Origin of the sequence: Micromonospora sp. WMMD712 (genome assembly GCF_029581295.1) — a bacterium.
Lineage (GTDB): Bacteria > Actinomycetota > Actinomycetes > Mycobacteriales > Micromonosporaceae > Micromonospora > Micromonospora carbonacea.
The window spans coordinates 4,206,438-4,227,383 of the sequence record NZ_CP120743.1; the positions used below are offsets into that span (position 1 = coordinate 4,206,438).

General features: G+C 74.2%; 19 protein-coding genes. 11 read left to right on the forward strand and 8 right to left on the reverse strand.

Annotated elements, in window-relative coordinates; translation table 11 throughout:
* Positions 1-64 precede the first annotated feature (64 nt).
* A complete protein-coding gene (locus O7633_RS18110) occupies positions 65-595 on the reverse strand; it encodes a peptidylprolyl isomerase (protein WP_278130224.1) in 531 nt (176 codons plus the stop codon).
* 84 nt (positions 596-679) lie between these two features.
* On the opposite strand from O7633_RS18110, the gene O7633_RS18115 reads away from it, so the two are divergent.
* A complete protein-coding gene (locus O7633_RS18115; RefSeq protein ID WP_278130227.1) occupies positions 680-1,426 on the forward strand; it encodes a hypothetical protein in 747 nt (248 codons plus the stop codon).
* Positions 1,427-1,543: 117 nt separating this feature from the next.
* Here the strand turns inward: O7633_RS18115 and corA are convergent, their stop codons facing one another.
* Positions 1,544-2,692: a magnesium/cobalt transporter CorA gene (gene corA / locus O7633_RS18120; RefSeq protein ID WP_074479032.1), complete on the reverse strand. Its 1,149-nt coding sequence runs from the start codon at positions 2,690-2,692 to the stop codon at positions 1,544-1,546.
* A 392-nt stretch (positions 2,693-3,084) separates the two neighbouring features.
* Positions 3,085-4,179: a PLP-dependent aminotransferase family protein gene (locus O7633_RS18125; protein WP_074479031.1), complete on the reverse strand. Its 1,095-nt coding sequence runs from the start codon at positions 4,177-4,179 to the stop codon at positions 3,085-3,087.
* Between the two features lie 234 nt (positions 4,180-4,413).
* On the opposite strand from O7633_RS18125, the gene O7633_RS18130 reads away from it, so the two are divergent.
* Complete coding sequence (locus O7633_RS18130; protein ID WP_074479030.1) at positions 4,414-5,244, forward strand: 3'(2'),5'-bisphosphate nucleotidase CysQ; 831 nt, start codon at positions 4,414-4,416, stop codon at positions 5,242-5,244.
* A 38-nt stretch (positions 5,245-5,282) separates the two neighbouring features.
* Positions 5,283-6,431 carry a hypothetical protein gene (locus O7633_RS18135; protein WP_282323260.1) on the forward strand — a complete coding sequence of 383 codons (1,149 nt, stop codon included), beginning with the start codon at positions 5,283-5,285 and terminating at the stop codon, positions 6,429-6,431.
* Positions 6,432-6,437: 6 nt separating this feature from the next.
* Here O7633_RS18135 and O7633_RS18140 read toward each other — a convergent pair whose 3' ends face one another.
* Genes O7633_RS18140 through O7633_RS18155 form a run of 4 tightly spaced genes read right to left on the reverse strand, consistent with a single transcriptional unit; the run spans position 6,438 to position 9,371 of the window.
* Positions 6,438-7,388, reverse strand: a complete 951-nt coding sequence (locus tag O7633_RS18140; protein ID WP_278130233.1) for a glycosyltransferase family A protein — start codon at positions 7,386-7,388, stop codon at positions 6,438-6,440.
* Positions 7,385-8,350 (reverse strand): sulfotransferase, encoded by a 966-nt coding sequence (locus O7633_RS18145; RefSeq protein WP_347405154.1) that lies wholly within the window; start codon positions 8,348-8,350, stop codon positions 7,385-7,387. Before O7633_RS18145 ends, O7633_RS18140 begins: the two co-directional genes overlap by 4 nt.
* The gene (locus O7633_RS18150; protein WP_083303059.1) at positions 8,338-8,874 is read right to left on the reverse strand and encodes a glycosyltransferase; all 537 of its coding nucleotides are present in this window, start codon (positions 8,872-8,874) and stop codon (positions 8,338-8,340) included. Before O7633_RS18150 ends, O7633_RS18145 begins: the two co-directional genes overlap by 13 nt.
* Before the next feature lie 56 nt (positions 8,875-8,930).
* The gene (locus O7633_RS18155) at positions 8,931-9,371 is read right to left on the reverse strand and encodes a UDP-N-acetylglucosamine--LPS N-acetylglucosamine transferase (protein WP_282328591.1); all 441 of its coding nucleotides are present in this window, start codon (positions 9,369-9,371) and stop codon (positions 8,931-8,933) included.
* Between the two features lie 249 nt (positions 9,372-9,620).
* On the opposite strand from O7633_RS18155, the gene O7633_RS18160 reads away from it, so the two are divergent.
* On the forward strand, positions 9,621-10,598 hold the full coding sequence (locus O7633_RS18160; protein WP_278130236.1) for a sulfotransferase: 978 nt from the start codon (positions 9,621-9,623) through the stop codon (positions 10,596-10,598).
* 118 nt (positions 10,599-10,716) lie between these two features.
* Here O7633_RS18160 and O7633_RS18165 read toward each other — a convergent pair whose 3' ends face one another.
* The gene (locus O7633_RS18165; protein ID WP_074479024.1) at positions 10,717-11,640 is read right to left on the reverse strand and encodes a hypothetical protein; all 924 of its coding nucleotides are present in this window, start codon (positions 11,638-11,640) and stop codon (positions 10,717-10,719) included.
* A 202-nt stretch (positions 11,641-11,842) separates the two neighbouring features.
* Between O7633_RS18165 and O7633_RS18170 the strand changes: the two genes are divergently transcribed.
* From O7633_RS18170 to O7633_RS18200, 7 genes are all read left to right on the forward strand, one after another.
* Positions 11,843-13,714 carry a lipopolysaccharide biosynthesis protein gene (locus tag O7633_RS18170; protein ID WP_282323261.1) on the forward strand — a complete coding sequence of 624 codons (1,872 nt, stop codon included), beginning with the start codon at positions 11,843-11,845 and terminating at the stop codon, positions 13,712-13,714.
* The gene (locus O7633_RS18175) at positions 13,711-14,703 is read left to right on the forward strand and encodes a DUF3048 domain-containing protein (RefSeq protein WP_282323262.1); all 993 of its coding nucleotides are present in this window, start codon (positions 13,711-13,713) and stop codon (positions 14,701-14,703) included. Before O7633_RS18170 ends, O7633_RS18175 begins: the two co-directional genes overlap by 4 nt.
* 2 nt (positions 14,704-14,705) lie before the next feature.
* Entirely contained in the window at positions 14,706-16,211 is a 1,506-nt protein-coding gene (locus O7633_RS18180; RefSeq protein WP_282323263.1) for an O-antigen ligase family protein, read from the forward strand.
* Entirely contained in the window at positions 16,211-17,452 is a 1,242-nt protein-coding gene (locus O7633_RS18185; protein ID WP_282323264.1) for a hypothetical protein, read from the forward strand. Before O7633_RS18180 ends, O7633_RS18185 begins: the two co-directional genes overlap by 1 nt.
* Positions 17,449-18,309, forward strand: coding sequence for a sulfotransferase domain-containing protein (locus O7633_RS18190; RefSeq protein ID WP_074479020.1), 861 nt, complete (start codon positions 17,449-17,451; stop codon positions 18,307-18,309). The genes O7633_RS18185 and O7633_RS18190 overlap by 4 nt, the downstream gene beginning before the upstream one ends.
* The gene (locus O7633_RS18195; RefSeq protein WP_282323265.1) at positions 18,297-19,832 is read left to right on the forward strand and encodes a polysaccharide biosynthesis C-terminal domain-containing protein; all 1,536 of its coding nucleotides are present in this window, start codon (positions 18,297-18,299) and stop codon (positions 19,830-19,832) included. The genes O7633_RS18190 and O7633_RS18195 overlap by 13 nt, the downstream gene beginning before the upstream one ends.
* A gap of 75 nt (positions 19,833-19,907) precedes the next feature.
* A complete protein-coding gene (locus O7633_RS18200) occupies positions 19,908-20,945 on the forward strand; it encodes a beta-mannanase (RefSeq protein ID WP_282323266.1) in 1,038 nt (345 codons plus the stop codon).
* The last annotated feature ends 1 nt before the right edge of the window (position 20,946 follow it).

A 20,946-nucleotide genomic window follows, 5' to 3' on the forward strand; every position in this document is an offset into this window, starting at 1 on the left:
GGCTGCTGCCTCCCGGTGCGGCGGGGCGCTCGGTCATGCGAGCAAAGGTACCTCGCGCGGCCGGTCAGGCCGGGATGCGCTCGATCTCGACGCGCTCGATGACGACGTCCTGGAGCGGGCGGTCGCTCGGGCCCGTGGGGGTGTTGGCGATCGAGTCGACGACCTTCGCCGACGCCTCGTCGGCCACCTGACCGAAGATGGTGTGCCGGTTGTTCAGGTGCGGGGTCGGGCCGACGGTGATGAAGAACTGCGAGCCGTTGGTGCCCGGCCCGGCGTTCGCCATGGCCAGCAGGTAGGGCCGGTCGAAGCGCAGCTCGGGGTGGAACTCGTCACCGAACTTGTAGCCCGGGCCGCCGCGACCGGTGCCGGTCGGGTCACCCATCTGGATCATGAAGCCGCTGATCACCCGGTGCGAGATCGTGCCGTCGTAGTACGGCCCGTTGCCCGGCTGACCCGTGCGCGGGTCGGTGTACTCCTTGTTGCCCTCGGCCAGGTCGACGAAGTTGCGGACCGTCTTCGGCGCGTGGTTGGGAAACAGCTCCAGCCGGATCGGGCCGGCGTTGGTGTGCAAGGTGGCGTAGACAGCCTCGGCCACGGGTACTCCTCAGTCGTTGGTCAGTTCCATGCGGATCCTCCCATGTGCCCGTTCTGGCAGTGCGGAGGCATCCGAAGGTGGAGGATGACGAAGGAACAACTCCCAGGAGGTGGGACCGTGTTTGGAATCGTGCGGCGCAAGACCCAGGGGCAGCTGGCGAGGGCCGAGCTGAACCAGGGCATCGGCCACCTGCGACAGGCCGCGACGTACGCCGCCAAGGGTGCCGGTGCCACGGTCGGCCCGCGGGTCCAGGCGGCCCGGGGAGCCGTCGCGCCGACCGCCCTCGTGGTGCGGGACCGGGCGTCCAGCGGTCTCGCGTCGACGGTCGCGGCCCTCGCGCCGCTCGCCCTGGCCGTCCGTAACGCACAGGCCGAGGCGGCCGGGAAGGCCGTCGCGGGGAAGAAGGCCGCCGCCGCGCGGCAGGCCGCGGTGAGCAGGAAGGTCAAGGCGAAGAGCATGAAGGCGAAGCGGAAGCAGAAGCGCTCGCGGGGCACGATGGTCGGCCTGCTGGCCGCCGGCACGGTCGCCGGCCTGGCCGGCGCCATGGCGCTGCGTCGCCGCCGCGAGCAGCAGGAATGGTCCGAGTACGACCCGACCCGCACCCTGGAGCCGGCCCGCGACGAGGTGGACACCCTGGTCGTGGAGACCCCCTCGGCCGGCGCCTCGGCCCCCCGGCCAGGCGCCCAGCCGGTGATCCACCCGACCGACAAGGTCCCCTCGGTCGCCGAGGGCGCCCGGGACGTCTCCGGCCGCCCGGCCGACAACCTCGACAAGGCCATCGACAAGGCTCTCGACAAGGAGAAGGCGGCCGGCTCCGGCGGCCGCCGCTGACCCACGTGCCACCGCCCGCGGCGCGGCGACGACCCCCGTCGTCCCGCGCCGCAGGCGATGCCGGCACGACCGACCGCGACGACGGAGCCGTCAGAGCCAGCCGCGACGACGGAGCCGTCACAGCCAGCCGTTGCGGCGGAACCAGCGGTAGAGCGCGAGCGAGATGGCCAGCATCAGGGCGAGCACGACCGGATAGCCGTACGTCATCTTGAGCTCCGGCATGTTCTCGAAGTTCATGCCGTAGATGCCGGCGATCGCGGTCCAGACCGCCGCGATGGCGGCCCACGCCGCGATCTTGCGCATGTCGTTGTTCTGGTCGACCGTGACCTGGGCCAGCCGCGCCTGGAGGATCGAGTTGAGCAGGTCGTCGTAGGAGTTGACCTGCTCGACCGTGCGGCTGAGGTGGTCCTGCACGTCCCGGAAGTAGCGCCGCACCTCCTGCGGGATCTCCCGGCTGACCTGCGCGGTGAGGGTCATCAGCGGGCGCTGCAACGGGACGACGGCCCGCTTGAACTCGACCAGTTCCCGCTTCATCTGGTAGATCCGCTGGATCCGGCCGCTGCTCTGCCGGTCGAACACGTCGGCCTCCAGGACGTCCAGGTCGTCCTCCAGCTGGTCGGCCACCTCCAGGTAGAGGTCGACCACCCGGTCGGTGACCGCGTACGCGACGGCCCAGGGGCCGTGCGCCAGCAGGTCGTGCTTGGCCTCCAGGTCGGCGCGGACCGGGGCGAGCCGGCAGGCGTCGCCGTGCCGGACGCTGATCACGAAGTTCGGGCCGATGAAGAGCATCACCTGACCGGTCTCGACGACCTCCGAGTTCTCGGTCAGCTCGTCGTGCTCGCAGTACCGGGCGGTGCGCAGCACCAGGAAGCTCACTTCGCCGAAGCGTTCCAGCTTGGGCCGCTGCTGGGCCTTGACGGCGTCCTCGACGGCCAGCTCGTGCAGGCCGAAGGTGGCGGCGATCGCCGTCATCTCGGCCAGCTCCGGCTCGTGCAGGCCGATCCAGACGAAGCCGCGCTCGCGGCGGGCGGCGGCCAGCGCCTCCGCGTAGTGCCGGTCGCCGGGCTGCCGCCGGCCGTCGACGTAGAGGGCGGAGTCCATGACCGCGCTGCGGCCGGAGTCGACGCCGGGCGGCACGGGCGCGCGCTGGCTGCCGTCGGCGTTGAGGATCCGGGTCATCGCCCGCACCGGGGCCCAGGCCCGGGGTTTGATCGCCCGCGCACCCGTGGGCGACGTGGCCTCGTTCCGCTCCGTCCGGTCCGACATGGCGACCCCCTCCCCGCGCTGCCGCGACCGCCGACGCCGCCGCGGGTTGCAGGGTACGCCCGTCGGAGCCGGGCCGGCCGGCACCGGCCGCCGCAGGCCGGCCCGCCGACGCCGCCGCCGGAGAACGGGCCGGCCGCCGCCACCCGCCGGGGCGGGGCGGGGCCGGGTGGGCCGGGTCGCATCAGGGGGGTGAGGGGCGGCCCGGCCCACCCGACGCCCTTGGGGGCGGGGGTGATGCCTCGCGCGCCGCCGGCCGGGGCCGCCCGGCCCACGTAGGGGCAGGCGGGCTGGCCGGTGTGAACGGCGCTCGCAGCATTGTGGGCCGTGGACCGGGCGGAAGGGAGACCCCACCCGGCCCACACCACCGTGTTGTGACCAAACTGACAGGAAGGTCAGCCCCGAACGGCTGCCATCGCCTCCGCGAGTCGGCGGACGCCCTCGTCGATCCGGTCGGCGGTGACGGCCGAGAAGGCCAGCCGGAGCGCGTGCTGCCCGCCGTCGACCACGAAGTCGCTGCCCTTGACGACCGCCACGCCGCGCTCGGCCGCCGCCGGGGCGAGGCGGTCGACCAGCACGTCCTCGGGCAGTTCGACCCAGAGGAAGTAGCCGCCGTCCGGCTCGACGAAGCGCGCCTCGGGGATGTGCCGGCGCAGCGACTCGGCGAGCACCCGGGCCCGCTCGCCGAGGGCGGCGCTGACCTTCTCGATCGAGCGGGTGATGTCGCCGGAGACGCAGAACTGGTGCACGATCGCCTCGGAGACCATGCCCGGCGAGATGTAGAGGCTGGTGGCCTTCTTCGCGATGTCGCCGATCAGGTCCGCCGGCCCGACCAGGTAGCCGACCCGCACGCCGGGGCAGACCGTCTTGGTGAAGCTGGAGGCGTGCACCACCACGCCCCGGGTGTCCATCGACAGCATCGAGGGCAGCGGCTCGCCCCGGAACCGGATGTCGGCGTACGGGTCGTCCTCGAAGAGGGTGAAGCCGAACTCGGCGGCCAGGTCGAGCAGTTCCCGCCGCTTGTCCAGCGACAGCGTGACGCCCGCCGGGTTCTGGTAGTTGGGGATGACGTGGGCGAGCTTCGGGCGTACCCCGGACTCCAGCAGCTTGCGCAGCTCGGCGGTGTCCAGGCCGTCGGGCTGGACGGTCACGCCGTGGACCTCGCCGCCCATCCGCTGGAGGTTCAGCAGCGTCCGGTCGTAGGTGGGACGCTCCACCACGACCGCGTCGCCGGCCCGGACCAGGTGGTCGAAGAGGAACGCGTCCGCCTGGAGCGAGCCGTTGGTGACGAGCACCTGGTCCGCCTCGACGCCGTGCTTCTCGGCGATCCACTTCCGCAACGGCGGGTAACCGACGGAGGTGCCGTACGCCGTGACCCCGGCGGGGTCGGCGTCGAAGGCGCGGACGGCGGCGGCCTTGAGCCCCTCGACATCGACGATGTCCAGCGAGGGAGCGCCACGGGCGAAGGAGATCAGCTGCTCGGCGGTCATGCGCACGAGCCTAGGGCCTGGCCCGGGCGCTCCGACCGGCATACACGCCAAGTTCAACATGCGGGCAGGACACGGGCGGCGAACGGCCGAAGCGGGAGACACCGAACGTGCGCGACACTCGTTGTCGATTATCGGACCGGTCTCTGGCCGCGCCCGGGCGACCGTCGAAGGATGGCGTCCGCCGGGCGGCGCAGGACGGTCCGGCGGCGGCACTCAAGGAGTGGTGAGGTTCACGTGACCGAGGACGGTACGGGTCGGCTCGACGACCAGGCGTTCGCCGAGTGGCTGGCCGGCGAGGCCGGGGTGGCGCTGACCGCGCTCCGCGCCGAGCAGGGCTTCGCCGACCCGAAGGCGCTCAAGGACGCCGGCGACAAGGTCTCCCACGACCTGATGTCGACGGCCCTGGCCCGGTGGCGTCCGGCCGACGCGGTGCTCTCCGAGGAGCAGGCCGACAGCCGGCGCGCCTGGGTCGACGACCCGTCCGCCGGGGACCGGCCGACCCGGCTCACCGCCGACCGGGTGTGGATCATCGACCCGCTGGACGGCACCCGCGAGTTCTCCGAGTCCGGCCGCGACGACTGGGCGGTGCACGTGGCGCTGTGGCAGCGCTCGGCCGGCCCGGACGGCGCGCTGGTCGCGGGCGCGGTCGGCATGCCGGCCCGGACCGGCCCCGACGGCACCCCGCTGGTGCTCGGCAACCGGGTCCCGGCCGCGCCGGCCGTCGACGGGCCGCTGCGGATCGCGGTGAGCCGCAGCCGTCCGCCCGCGTTCGTCAGCGAGCTCGTCGAGGGCATCGGCGCCCGCGCGGTGCCGATGGGCTCCGCCGGGGTGAAGGTCTGCGCGGTGGTCACCGGCGAGGTCGACGCGTACGTGCACGCCGGCGGCCAGTACGAGTGGGACTCGGCGGCCCCGGTCGCCGTGGCCCTCGGCGCGGGCATGCACGCGTCCCGGATCGACGGCTCGCCGCTGCGCTACAACCGGGACGACCCGCGCCTTCCGGACCTGCTGGTGTGCCGGCCGGAGCACGCGGGGTCCCTGCTCGCGGCCATCGACCGCTACCGTTGACGACGCCCGCTTCCGGCACCGCCGATCCGAGGAGGGTCATGAGTCCCGGCCCCACCGCCGCGCCCGCTCTCGCGCCCGCCCCGCCCGAGCCCGACCCGCCCCGTCGCCGCCGACGGCTGCTGCTCGGCCGCTGGTGGCTGCTGCCGGTGACCGCCGGCGCGCTCGCGCTGGGCACCACGGTCGCCCTCGCCACCAACGGGGACCTGCCCGGCCGGCAGGCCCCGCCGGGCACCGACGCCACCGGCGGCAAGGCTGGTCTCGGCCCGGCCGCCCCCGGCAGCCGCCCCACGCCGGGCGGCAACGAGGGCTTCGGCGCGGGCCCCAGATCGGGCTCGCCGAGCCCGAGCGTCAGCGGCGGGGCCACCTCGGGTGGCTTCCCGGGCGGCCGGAACACGCTGCCGGGGGCGAGCATCTACCTCCAGAACGGGGAGAGCTTCGCCGCCGGGCTCGCCCGGTCCGACCGCAGCTACGGCCCGCTGCGCATGGTCCGGGTCTTCTACCCGGGGCTGCCGCCGTCCTGGTCGGGCAGCCGCGCCGACGTCGCCGACCGGACGGTGGTCGTCTCGTTCAAGGCCCCGCCCGGTGAGGTGGCCGCCGGCAAGCACGACTCGCGGCTGGCCTCCTGGTTCCGCTCCGTGCCCCGGGACCTCGACGTCTACTGGTCCTACTTCCACGAGCCGGAGGACGACATCGAGCGCGGCTCGTACACGGCCGCCCAGTACCGGTCCGCGTGGAAGCGCCTCGCCGGCCTCGCCGACCGGGCCGGCAACGCCCGGCTGCGGTCCACGCTCATCCTGATGTGCTGGACGCTCAACCCGAACTCCCGGCGCAGCTTCGACGACTACTGGCCGGGCGGCGACGCGATCGACGTGCTCGGCTGGGACTGCTACAACAGCGGCGGGAAGTACGACCGGTACACCGACCCGGCGCAGGTCTTCACCCCGATGATCAACAAGTCGAAGGCGCTGGGCAAGCCGTGGGGGCTCGCCGAGACCGGCAGCGTCCGCATCGCCGGCGACAGCAGCGGCACCGGCCGGGCCGCGTGGATCCGGTCGATGAGCCGCTATCTCGACGCGCAGCGCCCGCTGTGGGTGGCGTACTACGACTACGAGGTGGCCGGCGGCGACTTCCGGCTCCTCGACGCGCCGAGCCGGGAGGCGTGGCGGGCCTGGTGCGCCGCCTCCTGACGAGGCTCAGATGCCCCGGCCGCGCTTGTGCAGCGTACGCAGGACGCGGTCGGGGTCGACGGCCCGGCTGGCCACGGCCAGGGCCAGGTAGGCGCGCGGCTCCCGCGGGTTGCGCGACAGCGTGCGCCGGGCCCAGCGCACGGCCTCGCCCCGGTTGCCCAGCGCCGCCTGGGCGAACGCGATCTGCCCGCTGACCCGGGCCTCGCCGGCCGGCACGGTGGCGAACTCCGGATAGCGGCCGAGCAGCCACTGCAACGCCACGGAGATGGTTTCCCAGCGCTGGGCGAAGTAGGACTGCTTGTGCCAGCGCACCGTCACGTACGGCTGCGCCAGGTTGACCAGCGGGGCGTGCCGGGCGGCCCGGAGCAGGAACTCGTAGTCCTCCGCGTAGCTGCCCGGGATCTCCTCGTCGACGAGCCCGATGCCGTCGAGCAGCGCGTCCCGGCGGATCAGGAACGTCGACGGGTGCAGCTCGGTGTGCCGGTCGCGCAGCAGGGCGGCCAGCGGCACCCGGTCGACGGGCAGCACCCGGTCGACCTGGCGGCCGTCGTAGTCGACGCGGATGCCGCAGCTCACGAACGCGCCGTCGCCCGCGGCGGTGAGCGCCGCCACCTGGGCGGCGAGCTTGCCGGGCAGCCACTCGTCGTCGTCGTCGCAGAACGCCACCAGGTCGCCGGTGGCGGCCAGGATGCCCGTGTTGCGGTTGCCGGCCAGGCCGGGGGAGCGCTGGTTGACCAGCACGGTGACCCGGGGGTCGTCGGCCAGCGACCGGTCCGGCTCGGACTGGTCGTAGACGACCACCGCGTCGACCCGGCCCGGGTAGTCCTGGCCGAGGATCGCGTCGAGGGCCTTGCGCAGCAGCTCGGGGCGGTCCCGGGTGGGGACCACGGCGGTCACCGACGGGTACGTCGCGCCCGGCTCGGCCGTCGCGCCTGCGTCGTTCACCGGCTCGGTCATGGTGCCTCCGTGGAACCCGGGCGGCCGAGGCCGACGTATCCGTACCGCAGACGCAGGGGCAGCGTCGCGGCGCTCACCACCACCCGGCTGCGCGACGGCAGGGCCGTGCGCCAGGCGTCGTCCTGCCGGACCCGCAGCGGGCCGGCGTTGAACCGCAGCGGGTTCCCGGCGATGCTGTGCGCCCGGCGCAGCGGCGCGGGCGACGGGTCGAGCACCCGCAGCGCCTCGGGGTCGTCGGGCAGGCCGGCGAAGCGGCGCAGCCGGGCGACCGTGCCGCGCGGGTCGGCGGTGAAGTCCTCGTAGCGCAGCCGGACCACCGGCGCGCGGGTGGCCAGCAGGTGGAACGCCGCGTTCTGCGCCGTCCACAGCTTGCTCACCGTGAACGGCGAGAAGGTCGGCATGTACGCCTCGGTGTCCACCACCTCGGGCCGGCGCACCTGCTTCGCCCACGAGTAGGCCACCGCCCGGCTGTCCCGCACCAGGTGCAGCACCCGCAGGTCGAGGTCGTCGGCCCAGCGCAGCGCGAACGCCGTGGACGCGTGCTTGCTGGAGTCCACCACCAGCAGCGCGCCGGTCACCGCCATCGCGGCGGCGTAGATGCGGGTGTAGAGGTCGGCGTACCGGCGCACCTCGTCGAGCTGCGCGGCGGGCAGCTCGGCGCGGGCCAGCCGGGGGATGTGCCGGGTGCGGTCCACGGCGTCCTTGAGCGCCAGCACCTCGGCGCGGTCGACGGCGGACCAGCCGCCGAACGCGTGCTCGCCGACGCGCTGCCAGAAGTCGCAGGCGGTGAACCGCTCGCCGCAGCCGCACCGCTCGTCGCCGCCGAGCGCCCGCTCCCACAGGTGCACCACCTCGCCGACGGCGCAGACGTCGGGGTGCTGGGCGAGGATCAGCTCCAGCAGGGTGGAGCCGCTGCGCCCCAGCCCGCCGACGAAGAGCACGCGGGCGGTCACCGCCACCACCTGCGCCGCCCCGGCGTCCGGCTGGCGCGGACCAGGTCCTCGACGATCCGGCCGACCTCGGTGGCGGCGGCGACCCGGGGGTCGGGCCGGTCCGGGTCGGCCGCGAGGGCGTACGTCAACGGGTCCGCCACGCCCTTGTCGAGCGCCTCGACCAGGTCGGCCTCGGCCTCGACGAGCCTGACCATGCCCGCCGCGCCGAGCCGGCGGGCGAAGAGCTGCTGGTGGTTGTCGACGTGCTCGTCGCGGGTCGGGTCCCGGGGCACCACGATCGGCAGGTGCCCGTGCCGGCGGGCCTCGGTGATGGTGGCGGGGCCGCCGTGGCAGACCACCAGGTCCGCCTCGGTCATCGCCCGCTGGAGCTCGTCGTGGGCCAGGAACGGCGCCCCGCCCGGCAGCCGGGGCGCGCGGCTGCGGCCGTGCTGCACGACGAGGCGGACCTCCGGCGCGGCGGCGTCGCGGCCGGCGTGCCAGCGTTCCAGCCAGTCGACCAGCCGGTCGAAGCGGTGCACGTCCGTGCCGACCATGGCGAGGATCGTGCGGGGGGCCGGGGAGTTGCCGCGCTGGCGCGGGATCGGCAGGCTCACAGCAGGTTTCCCACCACGGTCGCCTTCGGGTAGAGCCGGCGCTGCTCCTCCCACTGCACGAGCATCGCCGAGAGGAACGGCCGGCACAGCCGGGCCGACAGGGTCGGGGTGTCGATCCGGTCGTACACCTCGATGTAGACCGTGGGGATGCCGCGCAGCCGGGCCACGATCACGAACGGCAGGGCGACCCCGGCGCCGGTGGTGACCACGGCGGCGACGTCCCGCCCCCGGAACACCCGCACGGCCAGCCACAGGTTGCGGGCCAGGTTCTTCAGGTTGCGGGTGGTCGGGTGGTGCGCCCAGACGACGTCCTCGCCGTCGAGCAGCGAACGGGCGTCCGGGGTGTCGAAGGTCACCCAGGAGCGGGCCCGTTCGCGGTACCACGGTGCGAGCGCCACCAGTTGGGCGAGGTGCCCGCCGCTGGAACCGACGAGCATGACTTCACCAGACTCCACGTCCACCCGCCTCCCGAGGGCCCACCGCGCCCCGGGACGCGCCCACCGGGGGCGGTCGACCGGACGGCGCGACGCCGCCACAATGTAGCGGCCTCCGGAACTGAAACATAAGTGGCGTTCACCATCATCCGGCCTGTCGGATGGTTGCCAGCAGGACCTTCCGCCAATGCCGGGCTCCCCCGTTGCGCACCTAGACTGCCGCTGACAGCACCGGGGGCGAGGGGATCGCGGATGACCGACGAGACGGCCGAGGCAGCGCAGGGTGCCGGCGACGGGGTGGCCCCGGTCACCGTCCTCTACGTCTGCGGCATGCCGCGCAGCGGCTCCACGCTGCTCGACCTGATGCTCGGCCAGTTCGTCGGGCACTGCGACGTCGGCGAGCTGTTCTACCTCTGGCAGTCCGGCGTCGAGCGCAACTTCCGGTGCGCCTGCGGCGAGCACTTCGACGCGTGCCCGTTCTGGGGCGAGGTGGGCCGCCGGGCGTACGGCGGGTGGTCGCAGATCGACGTGGCCGACGTGCGGGCGCTACAGGGCCGGGTCGACGCCACCTCCAAGATCCCGCTGATCGTGAACCCGGGGATGTCCACGGCCTTCCGGCGGGACCTGGACCGCTACGTCGAGCTGCTGACCCCGCTCTACCGGGCGGTGGCCGAGGTGTCCGGGGCCCGGGTGGTGGTCGACTCGACCAAGCGCCCCTCGCTGGCGTACATCCTGGCCCGCGCCCCGCAGATCGACCTGCGGCTGGTGCACGTGCTGCGGGACCCGCGCGGGGTGGCGTACTCGTGGAGCCAGGTGGTCGAGCTGCCCGAGGGCACCTCGGCCAAGGGCCGGATGAACCAGCGGTCGGCCCGGCTGACCGCCCGGCGCTGGGTCACCGTCAACGCGATGGTCGCCGCGCTGGGCCGCCGGGGCGTGCCGCGGGTCACCGTCCGGTACGAGGACCTGGTCCGCGACCCGCGCGGGGAGCTGGGCCGGATCGCGGCGCTGACCGCCGACGTGACAGGTGTCGTCGACCCGCTGGAGTTCCTCCGCGACAACGAGTTCGAGCAGGCCGGCTCGCACGCGGTGGCCGGCGGCCGGATCCGGATGCGCAGCGGCCCGATCACGCTGGCGCTGGACGAGAAGTGGCGTCGCGAGTACGCCCCGGGGCCCCGCCGCCTGGTCGGGGCGATGACCTGGCCGCTGCGCCGCCGCTACGGCTACCGCTGAGGGCTACGCGGGCTGCCGGCCCGGCCCGGCCGGCCCCGCGCGTCGGCTGGGGCGCGCCGGCTGACGGTGTGAGGAGGGGGCCCTTCCTCTACCGAAAGCGTTAACAGGGTGCCCTTCCTTACGACCTCGCGAGCTGGGCGTCGAGGGTGTCGAGCAGCTCGGGGGCCCGCTCGTAGTCGAACTTGCGGGCGAAGTGCGCCCCGCTGGCCAGCGCGAGGGGGAGGTCCTCGGCGGTGAGCGACTTGGGGTGGTTGAAGGTGCTGTCGCGGAAGTCGAAGTAGCGCTTGCAGTCCGGCACCAGGTCGAACCGGTCGGCGCTGCACACGATCGTCTGGAAGACCGCCTCGACCGGGGAGAGGCAGTGTCGGAAATATTCCACCACGTCCGGCCGCCGGTCGAAGTAGTCCCGCAGGTAGGCCACCACGGGCCAGCTCAGCGAGGAGAACGCGGACCCGCCGTGCAGCCGCAGGTCGGGGCCGAACGGGGTGCGGGCCCGGCGGCCGACGGCCAGCCCGTAGGACACGTGCACCCGCACCAGCGGCTGCACCCGGTTGACCGCCTGGAGCGGGCGGAGCAGCTTCTTGCCCCGGGGGCTGAGCGGCAGCAGCCGGCGGTGCTGGAAGTGGTAGCGGGAGCGGACGCGGCTGCGCGGCCAGTGGCTCTCCGGCCCGTTGGCGTCCCAGTACTCCATGAACCCGTCGGCGCCCGAGTCGACCAGCTCCGCCTCGCACTCGCCGAGGGGCCGCAGCGGGTAGTCCTGACCGGTGATGTTCACCAGCCAGTCGACCTGCACCCCCTCGTCGTTCAGCCAGTCGACCGCGGCCATGTAGCGGTCGACATGACTGAAGTCACCGTATCCACCCTCGTGCATCTGCACGACGACGTCGGTCATCGAACGCAGCTCGGCGAGGTCCGGCGGGGCACCGTTCACGTCGTGGCTGACGTGCACAATGCTGTCGGGACTGTACTTCTTCACCGCGTGCACCAGCCGGTTCAGTTGCTCCGGCGACCGGTGGCTCTGGATGTGGTAGCAAAACCGCACCCGCCTATCCTCCCCTGCGACGCCGTTGCTGGAAAGCGACGCTTCGTCGGCTTCCCCTGACCGCCCGGATCAGGGAGACTCAGGTTTCCGCCGTGACGCCGCCCGTCACGGACGACTGGCCGGTCCGGTCCAAAGGGAGCGACACACCCCGATGCCCTCGTCTCACCACGCCGATCTGCGCGACTCAGACGGCCCCACGCTGATGACCTACCTCGAGTGGCTACGCCGCCGGTGGTGGATCCTCGTGGTGGCCGCGCTGCTCGGCGCGGGCGCCGGCATGTTGGTCAGCCAGGTGCAGACCCGCACCTACGTGTCGACCACGTCGCTGCTGGTCCGCCAGGTCGGCCCGGACGCCAACCCCGGCGCCAAGGTCAACCTCGACACCGAGGCGCAGGTCGTCCGCTCCCTGGTGGTCGCCGAGCGGGCCCAGGCCCTGCTGAAGACCGACATCCCCGCCGAGGACCTGGTCCGGTCGTTGTCGGTGACGGTGCCGCCGAACAGCCAGGTGCTCCAGATCGCGTTCGAGGCGGCCAGCCCCGAGGCGGCGCAGGCCGGCTCGCACTCCTTCGCCCAGGCGTACCTGGACCTGCGGCTGGCCACGGCCACCCGGTCCCTGGAGAACGAGACCACCGCGCTCAAGCAGCAGATCACCGAGACCAACAAGCAGCTCGCCGCCGTCGCCGGCAAGATCGCCGCCGCGCCGCCGAACTCGGTGGAGCGCGCCCGCGCCGAGGCCGACCGCAACGTGCTGACCAATCAGCTCGCCAGCCTCAACAGCCGGCTGAGCCCGCTGCTGAGCACCGCCCTCGACCCCGGCGAGATCATCTCCGACGCGCCGCTGCCCCGGAAGCCCAGCTCCCCCAACACGACCCTCAACCTGGCCAGCGGCCTCGGCGCGGGTCTGCTCTTCGGCATCGTGGTCGCCCTGGTGCTGGACCGGCTCGACACCCGCGTCCGGCGCGGTCGGGACGTCGCCGACCGGCTCGGCGTGCCGATGCTGCTGGAGCTGCCCACCGGCCAGGCCGGTCTGACCATCCTGCCGGCGGGCCACGAGGTCTCCCGCGAGCTGGGCCGGCTGCGCAACGTGCTGCTGTCGACCATGCCCGAGCCGCAGCCCGGCCGGGGCCGCCAGCTGCTGCTCACCGACACCTCGCCCGGCCCGGCGGCCGGCTTCGTGGTCGGCAACCTCGCGGCCGCCTACGCCCGCACCGGCGCGCAGGTCGCGGTGGTGACGACCAAGCGGGACTCCCCGCTGCCCAAGATGCTGGGCGGGGCCAAGCCCCGGCACACCCTCGCCGACGTGCTGCGCCGCGACGTGTCGGCGCTGACCGCGTTGACCCCGGCCCCCGGCCTCGGCCAGCTCCGGGTGCTGTTCCCCGGCGCCCTCGACACCGAGGTGGAGCTGCCCGTAGCCATGATGCTGGAGGTCCTCGGCGAGCTGGCCGCCCGCTTCGACCACGTGCTGATCGAGACGGCCCAGCCGACGGCGGCGGTGGAGGCACAGGCGCTGGCCCGGCACGTCGACGGCGTGATCCTGGTGATCGAGGGCGGGCAGACCCGCAGCAGCGAGATCACCGCCGCGATCCACCAGTTCGAGCAGGTCGACGCGCCGGTGCTCGGCGCGGTGCTGGCCCCCCGGCTGGCCGAGCGGGCCCCGGCCCCGGCCGCGGCCCCGGCGGCGCGGCGCGACGGTCCGCCGTCGCCCCGTCCCCGGTCCAACCCGGCGGTGCCGTCGCAGGCCGGTCCGCCCAACATCGAGTCCACGATGATCCTCCCCCGCCCGGCCACCAGCAACCGGGACAACCGCTCACCGGGTGGCCGGGACACCCGTCCCTCGGCCGGCGGCCGGGACGTCCCTCCGCCGACCGGGCCGCAGGGGTCCCTCCGGCCGACGCCCGGCCCGGCGGCGCAGACCCCGCCGCCCGTCCCGCAGACCCCGCTTCCGCCGTCGCGGCCGACGACGCAGCCGAAGCCCCCGGGCAAGTCCACCGTCTACCGCTCGGCGCGGGACTCCGACGGTGTCGACCCGGGCCGCTACTCGATGGCCCTCGACCCGGTCGAGGACAGGGAGTGAACCGCCGGCGCGCCCTGGGCAGCACGCTCGCGGTGGCGCTGGTCGCCACGTTCGGCGCGGGTTGCGCCGAGGAACAGCCGCCCGGGGCCACCAACGTGGTCGACCCGGGCTCGCCGGCCCCCCGGCCCACCCCGACCCCGAGCCTGCCGACCGCGCCGCTGTCCGGCAAGCCGGTCGCCGAGGAGGTGGCGGCCCGCCAGGCGGTCGTGGTGCCGGTGCGGGTGACGCCCGGCACGAGCCCCGTCGGGCTGGCCGAGGCCGACGTGGTCTACCAGGAGTTCGCCGAGTCGGAGAGCCTGCACCTGACGGCGGTCTACCAGTCCCGGGACGCCGGGAAGGTGGGCCCGGTCGCGGAGATCCGGCCCGTGGACATCCGGACCGTCGGCGTGTTGCGCCCCTTCGTCGGCTACGCCGGCGGGCCGACCGGTTTCCTCAACCAGTTCGCCGCCGCCGAGCTGAAGGGCGTCACCCCGGGGCAGCGCGAGGCGGCGTTCCCGTCGGGGCAGGCGTCGACCGCAGCGCTGCGGGCGGCGGCCCCGAAGGGCGGCGTCGCGCCGACCCCCGTCCTCGACCACGCCACCCCGGGCGCGCCACTGGCCAGCCAGGGCGTCAACCCGGCCGGCAAGCTGACCGTCGCCGCCCCCGGGCACCCCACCCAGACCTGGACGTACGACGCGGCCAGCGCGTCGTGGCGCGGCAAGGTCGGCAAGGTCACCGTGAGCGTCGCCTCGGTGGTGGTGCTCACGATGGAATACCGCACGCTCACCGTGCGCAAGCCCAGCCCCCGCTCACTGCCCGGGGCGAACGTCTACGGCTCCGGCGCGGCGCTCGTGGTCTCGGGCCCGTCCAGCGCCAAGGCGCAGTGGCGCAAGCCGGGGCAGAAGCTGGTCTGCAACGTCACCGACGAGGGCGGCTTCCAGGTCCGGCCGCAGCCCGGCCCGGCCTGGGTGATCTACGCCCCGAAGACCGCCAAGGTCAGCGTGACATGACCATGGCCGCCCCGCTCCGGCCGGCACCGGGACCGCAGCCGGCGTCGGCGGGACGGCATCCGGCCGGCCCGTCGCAGCACCCCGCGCAGCACCCGCCGGAGGCGCCGACCCGGCGCTGGTCCCTGCGGCTGCCCGTCGCCTGGCCGGTGACCGCGCTCTTCGTGCTCTACCCGGCGTGGTGGGCGCTGGGCCTGCCGTCGTTCATCTTCGCCATCCTCGCCATCCCGATGGCGTTCCAGCTCTACCGGCGCGGCAACGTGAAGGTGCCGCCGGGCTTCGGGATCTGGCTGATCCTGCTGGCCTGGGTGGTCCTCTCGGGGCTGATGCTCGGCATCACCGCGCCCAACACGCTCCCCCCGAGCGGCTCCGGCCGGTACATCGGCTGGGGCATCCGGGTGATGAACTACACCGCCCTGACGGTGACGATGCTCTACGTCCTCAACCTCAGCGAGCGGGAGCTGCCCCGGGGGCGGCTGGTCAAGCTGTTCGGCTTCATGGCCGTGGTCACCGTGATCGGCGGATACGTCGGCGCGTTGTTCCCGCAGCTCAAGTTCGTCGCGCCGCTCAACTACATCCTGCCCGCCGCCATCGCCAAGGAACCGTTCGTCAACCGGCTGATGCACGTCGAGGTCGCCCAGGTGCAGGAGGTGCTCGCCGGGGAAGCCAGTTCGCCCCGCCCGGCCGCCCCCTTCGAATACACCAACACCTGGGGCGAGAACATGGCGATCCTGCTGATCTGGTTCATCGTCGGCTGGGTGGTGCTCGGCCGGGGGCCGCGCCGGCTCACCGGCTACCTGGTCGTGGTCGCCGCCGTCTTCCCGATCGTCTACTCGCTCAACCGGGGGCTGTGGATCGGGCTGGTGGTCGGCGCGGTGTACGTCGCGGTGCGGCTGGCGCTGCGCGGCCGGGTGGTGGTGCTGGTCGGGCTGGCGCTGGCGAGCGGGCTGATGGGCGTGGCGGTGCTGGCGTCGCCGCTGGGCGACCTGCTCAACGAACGGATGGCCAACGGCCACAGCGACGACATCCGGGCCACCCTGTCCAGCGGCGCGGTCGAGGCGGCCAACCATTCCCCGGTGCTCGGCTACGGGGGCAACCGTGCCCTGATCGGCAGCAACCGGTCGATCGCGATCGGCAAGTCGGCCGAGTGCAAGCAGTGCGGCAACCGGGAGCTGGGCAGCAACGGGCAGGTGTGGAACCTGCTGACCGGCCAGGGCTGGGTGGGCGCGTTCTGCTACAGCGCGTTCTTCCTGTGGTGCCTGTGGCGGTTCCGGCACGACAACACCCCGATCGGCATCGCCGGCAGCCTGGTGCTGATCCTGATGCTGTTCTTCCAGTTCCTCTACGGCTCGCTGAACACCACCCTGGCGTACGGGCTGATCAGCGTGGCGCTGCTCGCCCGCAACGACCTGCACCTGCGCGAGGCGCGCCGCGCGGCCCGGCTCGCCGCCGTCGAGGCCGCGTCCGCGCCGGCCGCGCCGGGTGCCCGGCCCGAACGGCGGTTCCGCTGATGCTCACTCCTCCCCCCGGCGCGGACGCGCGCGGCGCGTACCTGCCGGAGCTGGCCGGTCTGGTGTGGCCGGCGCCGGCCCGACCGGCGCTGCGGCGCGGCGGCCGGGCCGGTTTCGCGGTGGTGCCGTCGGCGGCGCGGCCCCGGCTGCTGGTGCCGGCCGGCTCCCGGCGGGCGGCGGCCGGCGCGGTGCGGCACTCGACGGAGGCGCAGAGCGCGAAGGCCCGGCTGCGCCGCGCGGTGCTGGCCACCGCGTTCCGCACCGGGCTCGGCCGGCTGGCGTTCCGGGACCGGCTGGTCGTCGAGCCGGGAGGCGACGCGGGCGGCGGCGCGCTCGACGCGCACCTGGCCGCCGTGCTGGGCCGTCCGGCGCTGCTGAGCATCCACATCGGGCCGGCGCGGGCCAACCGCAAGCCGGTGGTCCAGCTCCTCGACACCGCCGGCGTCCCGATCGGGTACGCGAAGCTCGGCGTCGACCCGCTGACCCGGGCCCTGGTCGAGGCGGAGGCGGCGGCGCTGGCCCGGCTGGCGACGCTCGACCTGCCGGGCGTGCAGGTGGCCGAGGCGCTGCACCACGGCGTCTGGGGCGCTCACGCGCTGCTGGTGCAGAGCGCCCTGCCGGTGGGGCTGCCCCGGGCCGCGCCCGGGCCGGCCGCCGAGGCGGAGCGGGCCGCCATGGTCACGGTGAGCCGCTGCGCCGGGGTGGACCACCGCCCCTACGCCGGCAGCGCCCACGACCGGCGGCTCGAAGTCGAGCTGGCGGCGCTCGGGGACCGGCCGGAGGCGGCCCGGCTGCGCGCGGTGCTGGCCGGGGTGCGCCGCGTCGACCCGGTGCTGGGCCTGGGCGCCTGGCACGGCGACTGGAACGGCGGCAACAGCGCGGCCCTGGCCGACGGCCGGGTGCTGGTGTGGGACTGGGAGCGGTTCGCCGACGACGTGCCGCTGGGGTTCGACGCCCTGCACCGGCGGGTGCAGACGGCGATCACCCGGGCCGGGGTGGAGCCCCGGTCGGCGGCGGCGCGGCTGATCGCCGCCGCGCCGGACGACCTGGCCCCGTTCGGCCAGCCGGCCGGGGTGGCCGACCTGGTGGCGGTGCTCTACCTGGTCGAGTTGGCGGCGCGCTACCTGCGCGACCGGCAGGCCGAGGCGGGGGCCCGGCTGGGACACGTGGACGCCTGGCTGCTGCCGGCGGTGGAGGAACACCTGGCCGGACGGCCGGGTGCGGGAGGAGTGGCGAAGTGACGCTGGTCAAGGCACAGGCGCGGCGCGCGGTGCGGTCGGTGAGCCGGACGTACGGCCGGTGGACCGCCGGGTCGCGGCTCGCCCCCGACTTCCTGATCGTGGGTGCCCAGCGCTGCGGCACGACCTCGCTGTTCAAGACCCTGTCGCAGCATCCGGCGGTGCTTCCGGCGGTCTACCACAAGGGCGTGCACTACTTCGACACCGGCTACGACCGGGGGATGGACTGGTATCTCGGGCACTTCCCGACGGTGCGCCGGGCCGAGTCGGTGCGGGAGCAGGTCGGGGTGCGCGGGGTGACGGGCGAGTCGAGCCCGTACTACATGTTCCACCCCCTCGCGGGGGAGCGGATCGCGAAGGACCTGCCGGGGGTGCGGCTGCTGGTGCTGCTGCGCGACCCGGTGGAGCGGGCCTACTCGGCGCACACCCACGAGGCGGCGCGGGGCTTCGAGACGGAGGGCTTCGAGCGGGCCCTGGAGCTGGAGCAGGAGCGGATCGCCGGGGAACGGGAACGGCTGCTCGCCGACCCGACGGCGCACAGCCACCACTTCCAGCACAACGCGTACCTGACCCGGGGGCAGTACGTGGAGCAGCTCGAACGCCTGGAGTCGATCTTCGGCCGGGACCGGCTGCACGTGATCGACGCGGACGACTTCTTCGCCGAGCCCCGGCCGGCGTTCGACGCGGTGTGCGACTTCCTCGGCCTGCCGCACTGGGCGGACATCTCGTTCGGCAAGCACAACGCGCGGTCCCGTTCGCCGATGGACGCGGCGCTGCGGGCCCGGCTGGAGGAGCACTTCGCCCCGTACGACGAGCGGTTGAGCGCCTGGTGGGGACGCGTGCCGTCGTGGCGACGGTAGCCCCGGCCCGGTCGGCCGCCGGCGAGCTGGGCGGCGCGGCGCGGCACGGGGTCGCGAACCTGCTCGGGGTGGCGGTCGCGGCGGTCGCCGGCTTCGGCCTGAACATCGTCGTCACCCGCGGCTGGTCCATGTCCGACGCGGGCCTCTTCTTCGCCGCCACCAGCGCCTTCATGATCGCGTACGCGGCGGCGCGGCTGGGCACCGGCGTCGGCTCGGTCTACTTCATCAGCCGCTACCGCACGTTGGGCCAGCCGGAGCGGCTGCGCGCCTCGGTGCTGGTGGGCCTGCTGCCGGTGCTGGCGGTCGGCACCCTGATCGCGGTGGCCGGCTGGTGGGCGGCCCCCCGGATCGTGGCGTTGACGTTCGACGAGCCGGTGCCCGGCGCGGTGCGCGCGCTGCGGGTGCTGCTGGTCTTCGTGCCGGTGGCCGCGCTGTGCGACTTCGTCCTGGCCGCCTGCCGGGGCTTCGGCAAGATGCGCCCGCTGCTGCTGATCGAACGCCTCGGCCGCACGGGGTTGCAGGTGGCCGGGGTGGGGCTCGCCGCCGTCCTCGGCCTGTCGGCGACGACGGCCCTGCCGCTGGCCTGGGTCGCGCCCTACCTGCCGGCGGCGCTGGTCGGCACGGTGTGGCTGGCCCGGTTGGTGCGGCGCGCGGAGCGGGGCGCGCAGGCGCCGGCGGTGTCGCTGCGCGAGGAGTTCTGGCCCTACTGGCGCTACAGCGGACCCCGGGCGCTGAGCGGGCTGGCCCAGATGGCGGTGCAACGGCTCGACATCGTGCTGTTGGGCGCGCTGCGTGGGCTGTCCGAGGCGGCGCTCTACACGGCGGCCACCCGGTTCCTCGCCCTCGGGCAGCTCTCCGGGCAGGCGCTGTCCACCGCCGTGCAGCACCGGCTCGCCGAGCACCTGGTGCGCGACGACCGGGAGGCGGCGGGCCGACTCTACCAGGCCGCGACGGGCTGGCTGGTGCTGCTGGCCTGGCCGGCATACCTGCTGTTCGCGGTGTTCGCCGAGCCGATGCTGCACCTGTTCGGCGAGGGATACGCCGCGGGGGCGCGGGTGACCGTGTTCCTGGCGCTGACGATGCTGGTGGCCACCGGCTGCGGCATGGTCGACACGGTGCTCAACATGGCCGGGCGCACGTCGTGGACGTTCTACAACGCGCTGGCCGGCACCCTGGTCAACGTGGTGCTCAACGTGCTGCTCATCCCGCGCTTCGGCATCATGGGGGCGGCGGTCGCCTGGTCGGCGTCCATCTTCATCACCAACCTGGTGCCGCTGGCGCAGCTGCACCACGCGTACCGGCTGCACCCGTTCGGCCGGGGCACGCTCGCCGCCGCCGGCCTCGCGGTGGCGTGCTTCGGCGTGCCGGCGCTGATCGCCCGCGCGCTGCTCGACGCCGGGCCGGTCACCCTCGCGGTGCTCGCGGTGCTCGGCACCGCCGGCTACCTCGCCGGTGCGTGGCGGCTGCGCCGGGTGCTCCAGCTCGACGCGTTGCGGGCCCTGCGCCGGGGCCGGCGGCGCTGAGGCCGGCTCGGGTCCCACAGCCACGGAAACGACCGCCGCCGGCACGCCGACGGCATGGGAAAGGTGCGGCACACGATGAAGCGGTTCCACAGGGCGGCGGCGCTCCTGCTCGCCTCGGCGCTGGCCGTCACGGCCTGCTCCGAGCAGGCCCCGGACTTCGTGCCGCCCCCGTCCGGTGCCGCGCCGACGGTGTCCCCCCGCGCGACGGACGACCTGGCCACCACGGGCCGGGGCCCGGAGCTGCCCGAGAAGGGCGCGTGGCTGGGCGCGTGGGTGAAGCCGGACTGGCAGACCCCGGAGGGGCGGGTGGAGGCGCTGGCCGCGTTCGCCGCGCAGACCCAGGGCAACGTGAACCTGGCGCACATGTTCCACGAGTGGGAGGACGACTTCCCCGGCCCCACCGAGCACGCCTTCCAGGCCGCCGGGAAGCTCCAGATGATCTCCTGGTCGGGCGCCGACACCCGGTCCATCCGCGACGGCGTCTACGACCAGCTCATCCGGCAGCGGGCCGAGAAGATCAAGCAGTTCGGGGTGCCGCTGATGCTGCGGTGGCGGTGGGAGATGGACCGGCCCAACCTGCAACAGAGCGTCCACTCGCCCGAGGACTACGTGGCCGCCTGGAAGCGCATCCGGGGCATCTTCACCGAGGTCGGCGCGACCAACGCCGCCTTCGTCTGGTGCCCGCACGTGCAGGGGTTCGTCGACTCCTCCCGTAACGCCGCCGCGTACTATCCGGGCGACGACCAGGTCGACTGGCTCTGCACGGACGTCTACCCGGGCAAGGGGTTCGAGGGCTTCGCCCCGCAGATGGACACCTTCATGGCGTTCGCCGCCCAGCACCCGCGTCCGATTGTGATCGGCGAGTTCGGCGTGACCTATCCCGGCTCGCCGGGGCAGCGCGGCGCGTGGCTGCGCGAGGCCGGCGACTACATCAAGCGGCACCCGCAGATCAAGGCGGTCGTCTACTTCGCGGCGAAGCAGACCAAGCCGGCGTACGACAGCACCTTCAACGACGACCCGGACGGGCTGGCCGCATTCCGGGAACTGACGGCCGACCCGTGGTTCTCCGCGCCGCCGCCACCCACCCCGGCGCACGGCCCGCGCACCCAGTGAA

Bases quoted from the DNA above. Each gene is read 5' to 3' on its own strand.
- O7633_RS18135 (WP_282323260.1), top strand. From the start codon at position 5,283: ATGAGTCCCGGCCCCACCGCCGCGCCCGCTCTCGCGCCCGCCCCGCCC.
- O7633_RS18180 (WP_282323263.1), top strand. From the start codon at position 14,706: ATGGCCGCCCCGCTCCGGCCGGCACCGGGACCGCAGCCGGCGTCGGCG.
- O7633_RS18140 (WP_278130233.1), bottom strand. From the start codon at position 7,388: ATGACCGAGCCGGTGAACGACGCAGGCGCGACGGCCGAGCCGGGCGCG.
- O7633_RS18170 (WP_282323261.1), top strand. From the start codon at position 11,843: ATGACCTACCTCGAGTGGCTACGCCGCCGGTGGTGGATCCTCGTGGTG.
- O7633_RS18150 (WP_083303059.1), bottom strand. From the start codon at position 8,874: ATGGTCGGCACGGACGTGCACCGCTTCGACCGGCTGGTCGACTGGCTG.
- O7633_RS18115 (WP_278130227.1), top strand. From the start codon at position 680: ATGACGAAGGAACAACTCCCAGGAGGTGGGACCGTGTTTGGAATCGTG.
- O7633_RS18160 (WP_278130236.1), top strand. From the start codon at position 9,621: ATGACCGACGAGACGGCCGAGGCAGCGCAGGGTGCCGGCGACGGGGTG.
- O7633_RS18200 (WP_282323266.1), top strand. From the start codon at position 19,908: ATGAAGCGGTTCCACAGGGCGGCGGCGCTCCTGCTCGCCTCGGCGCTG.
- O7633_RS18185 (WP_282323264.1), top strand. From the start codon at position 16,211: ATGCTCACTCCTCCCCCCGGCGCGGACGCGCGCGGCGCGTACCTGCCG.
- corA (WP_074479032.1), bottom strand. From the start codon at position 2,692: ATGTCGGACCGGACGGAGCGGAACGAGGCCACGTCGCCCACGGGTGCG.
- O7633_RS18125 (WP_074479031.1), bottom strand. From the start codon at position 4,179: ATGACCGCCGAGCAGCTGATCTCCTTCGCCCGTGGCGCTCCCTCGCTG.
- O7633_RS18155 (WP_282328591.1), bottom strand. From the start codon at position 9,371: ATGCTCGTCGGTTCCAGCGGCGGGCACCTCGCCCAACTGGTGGCGCTC.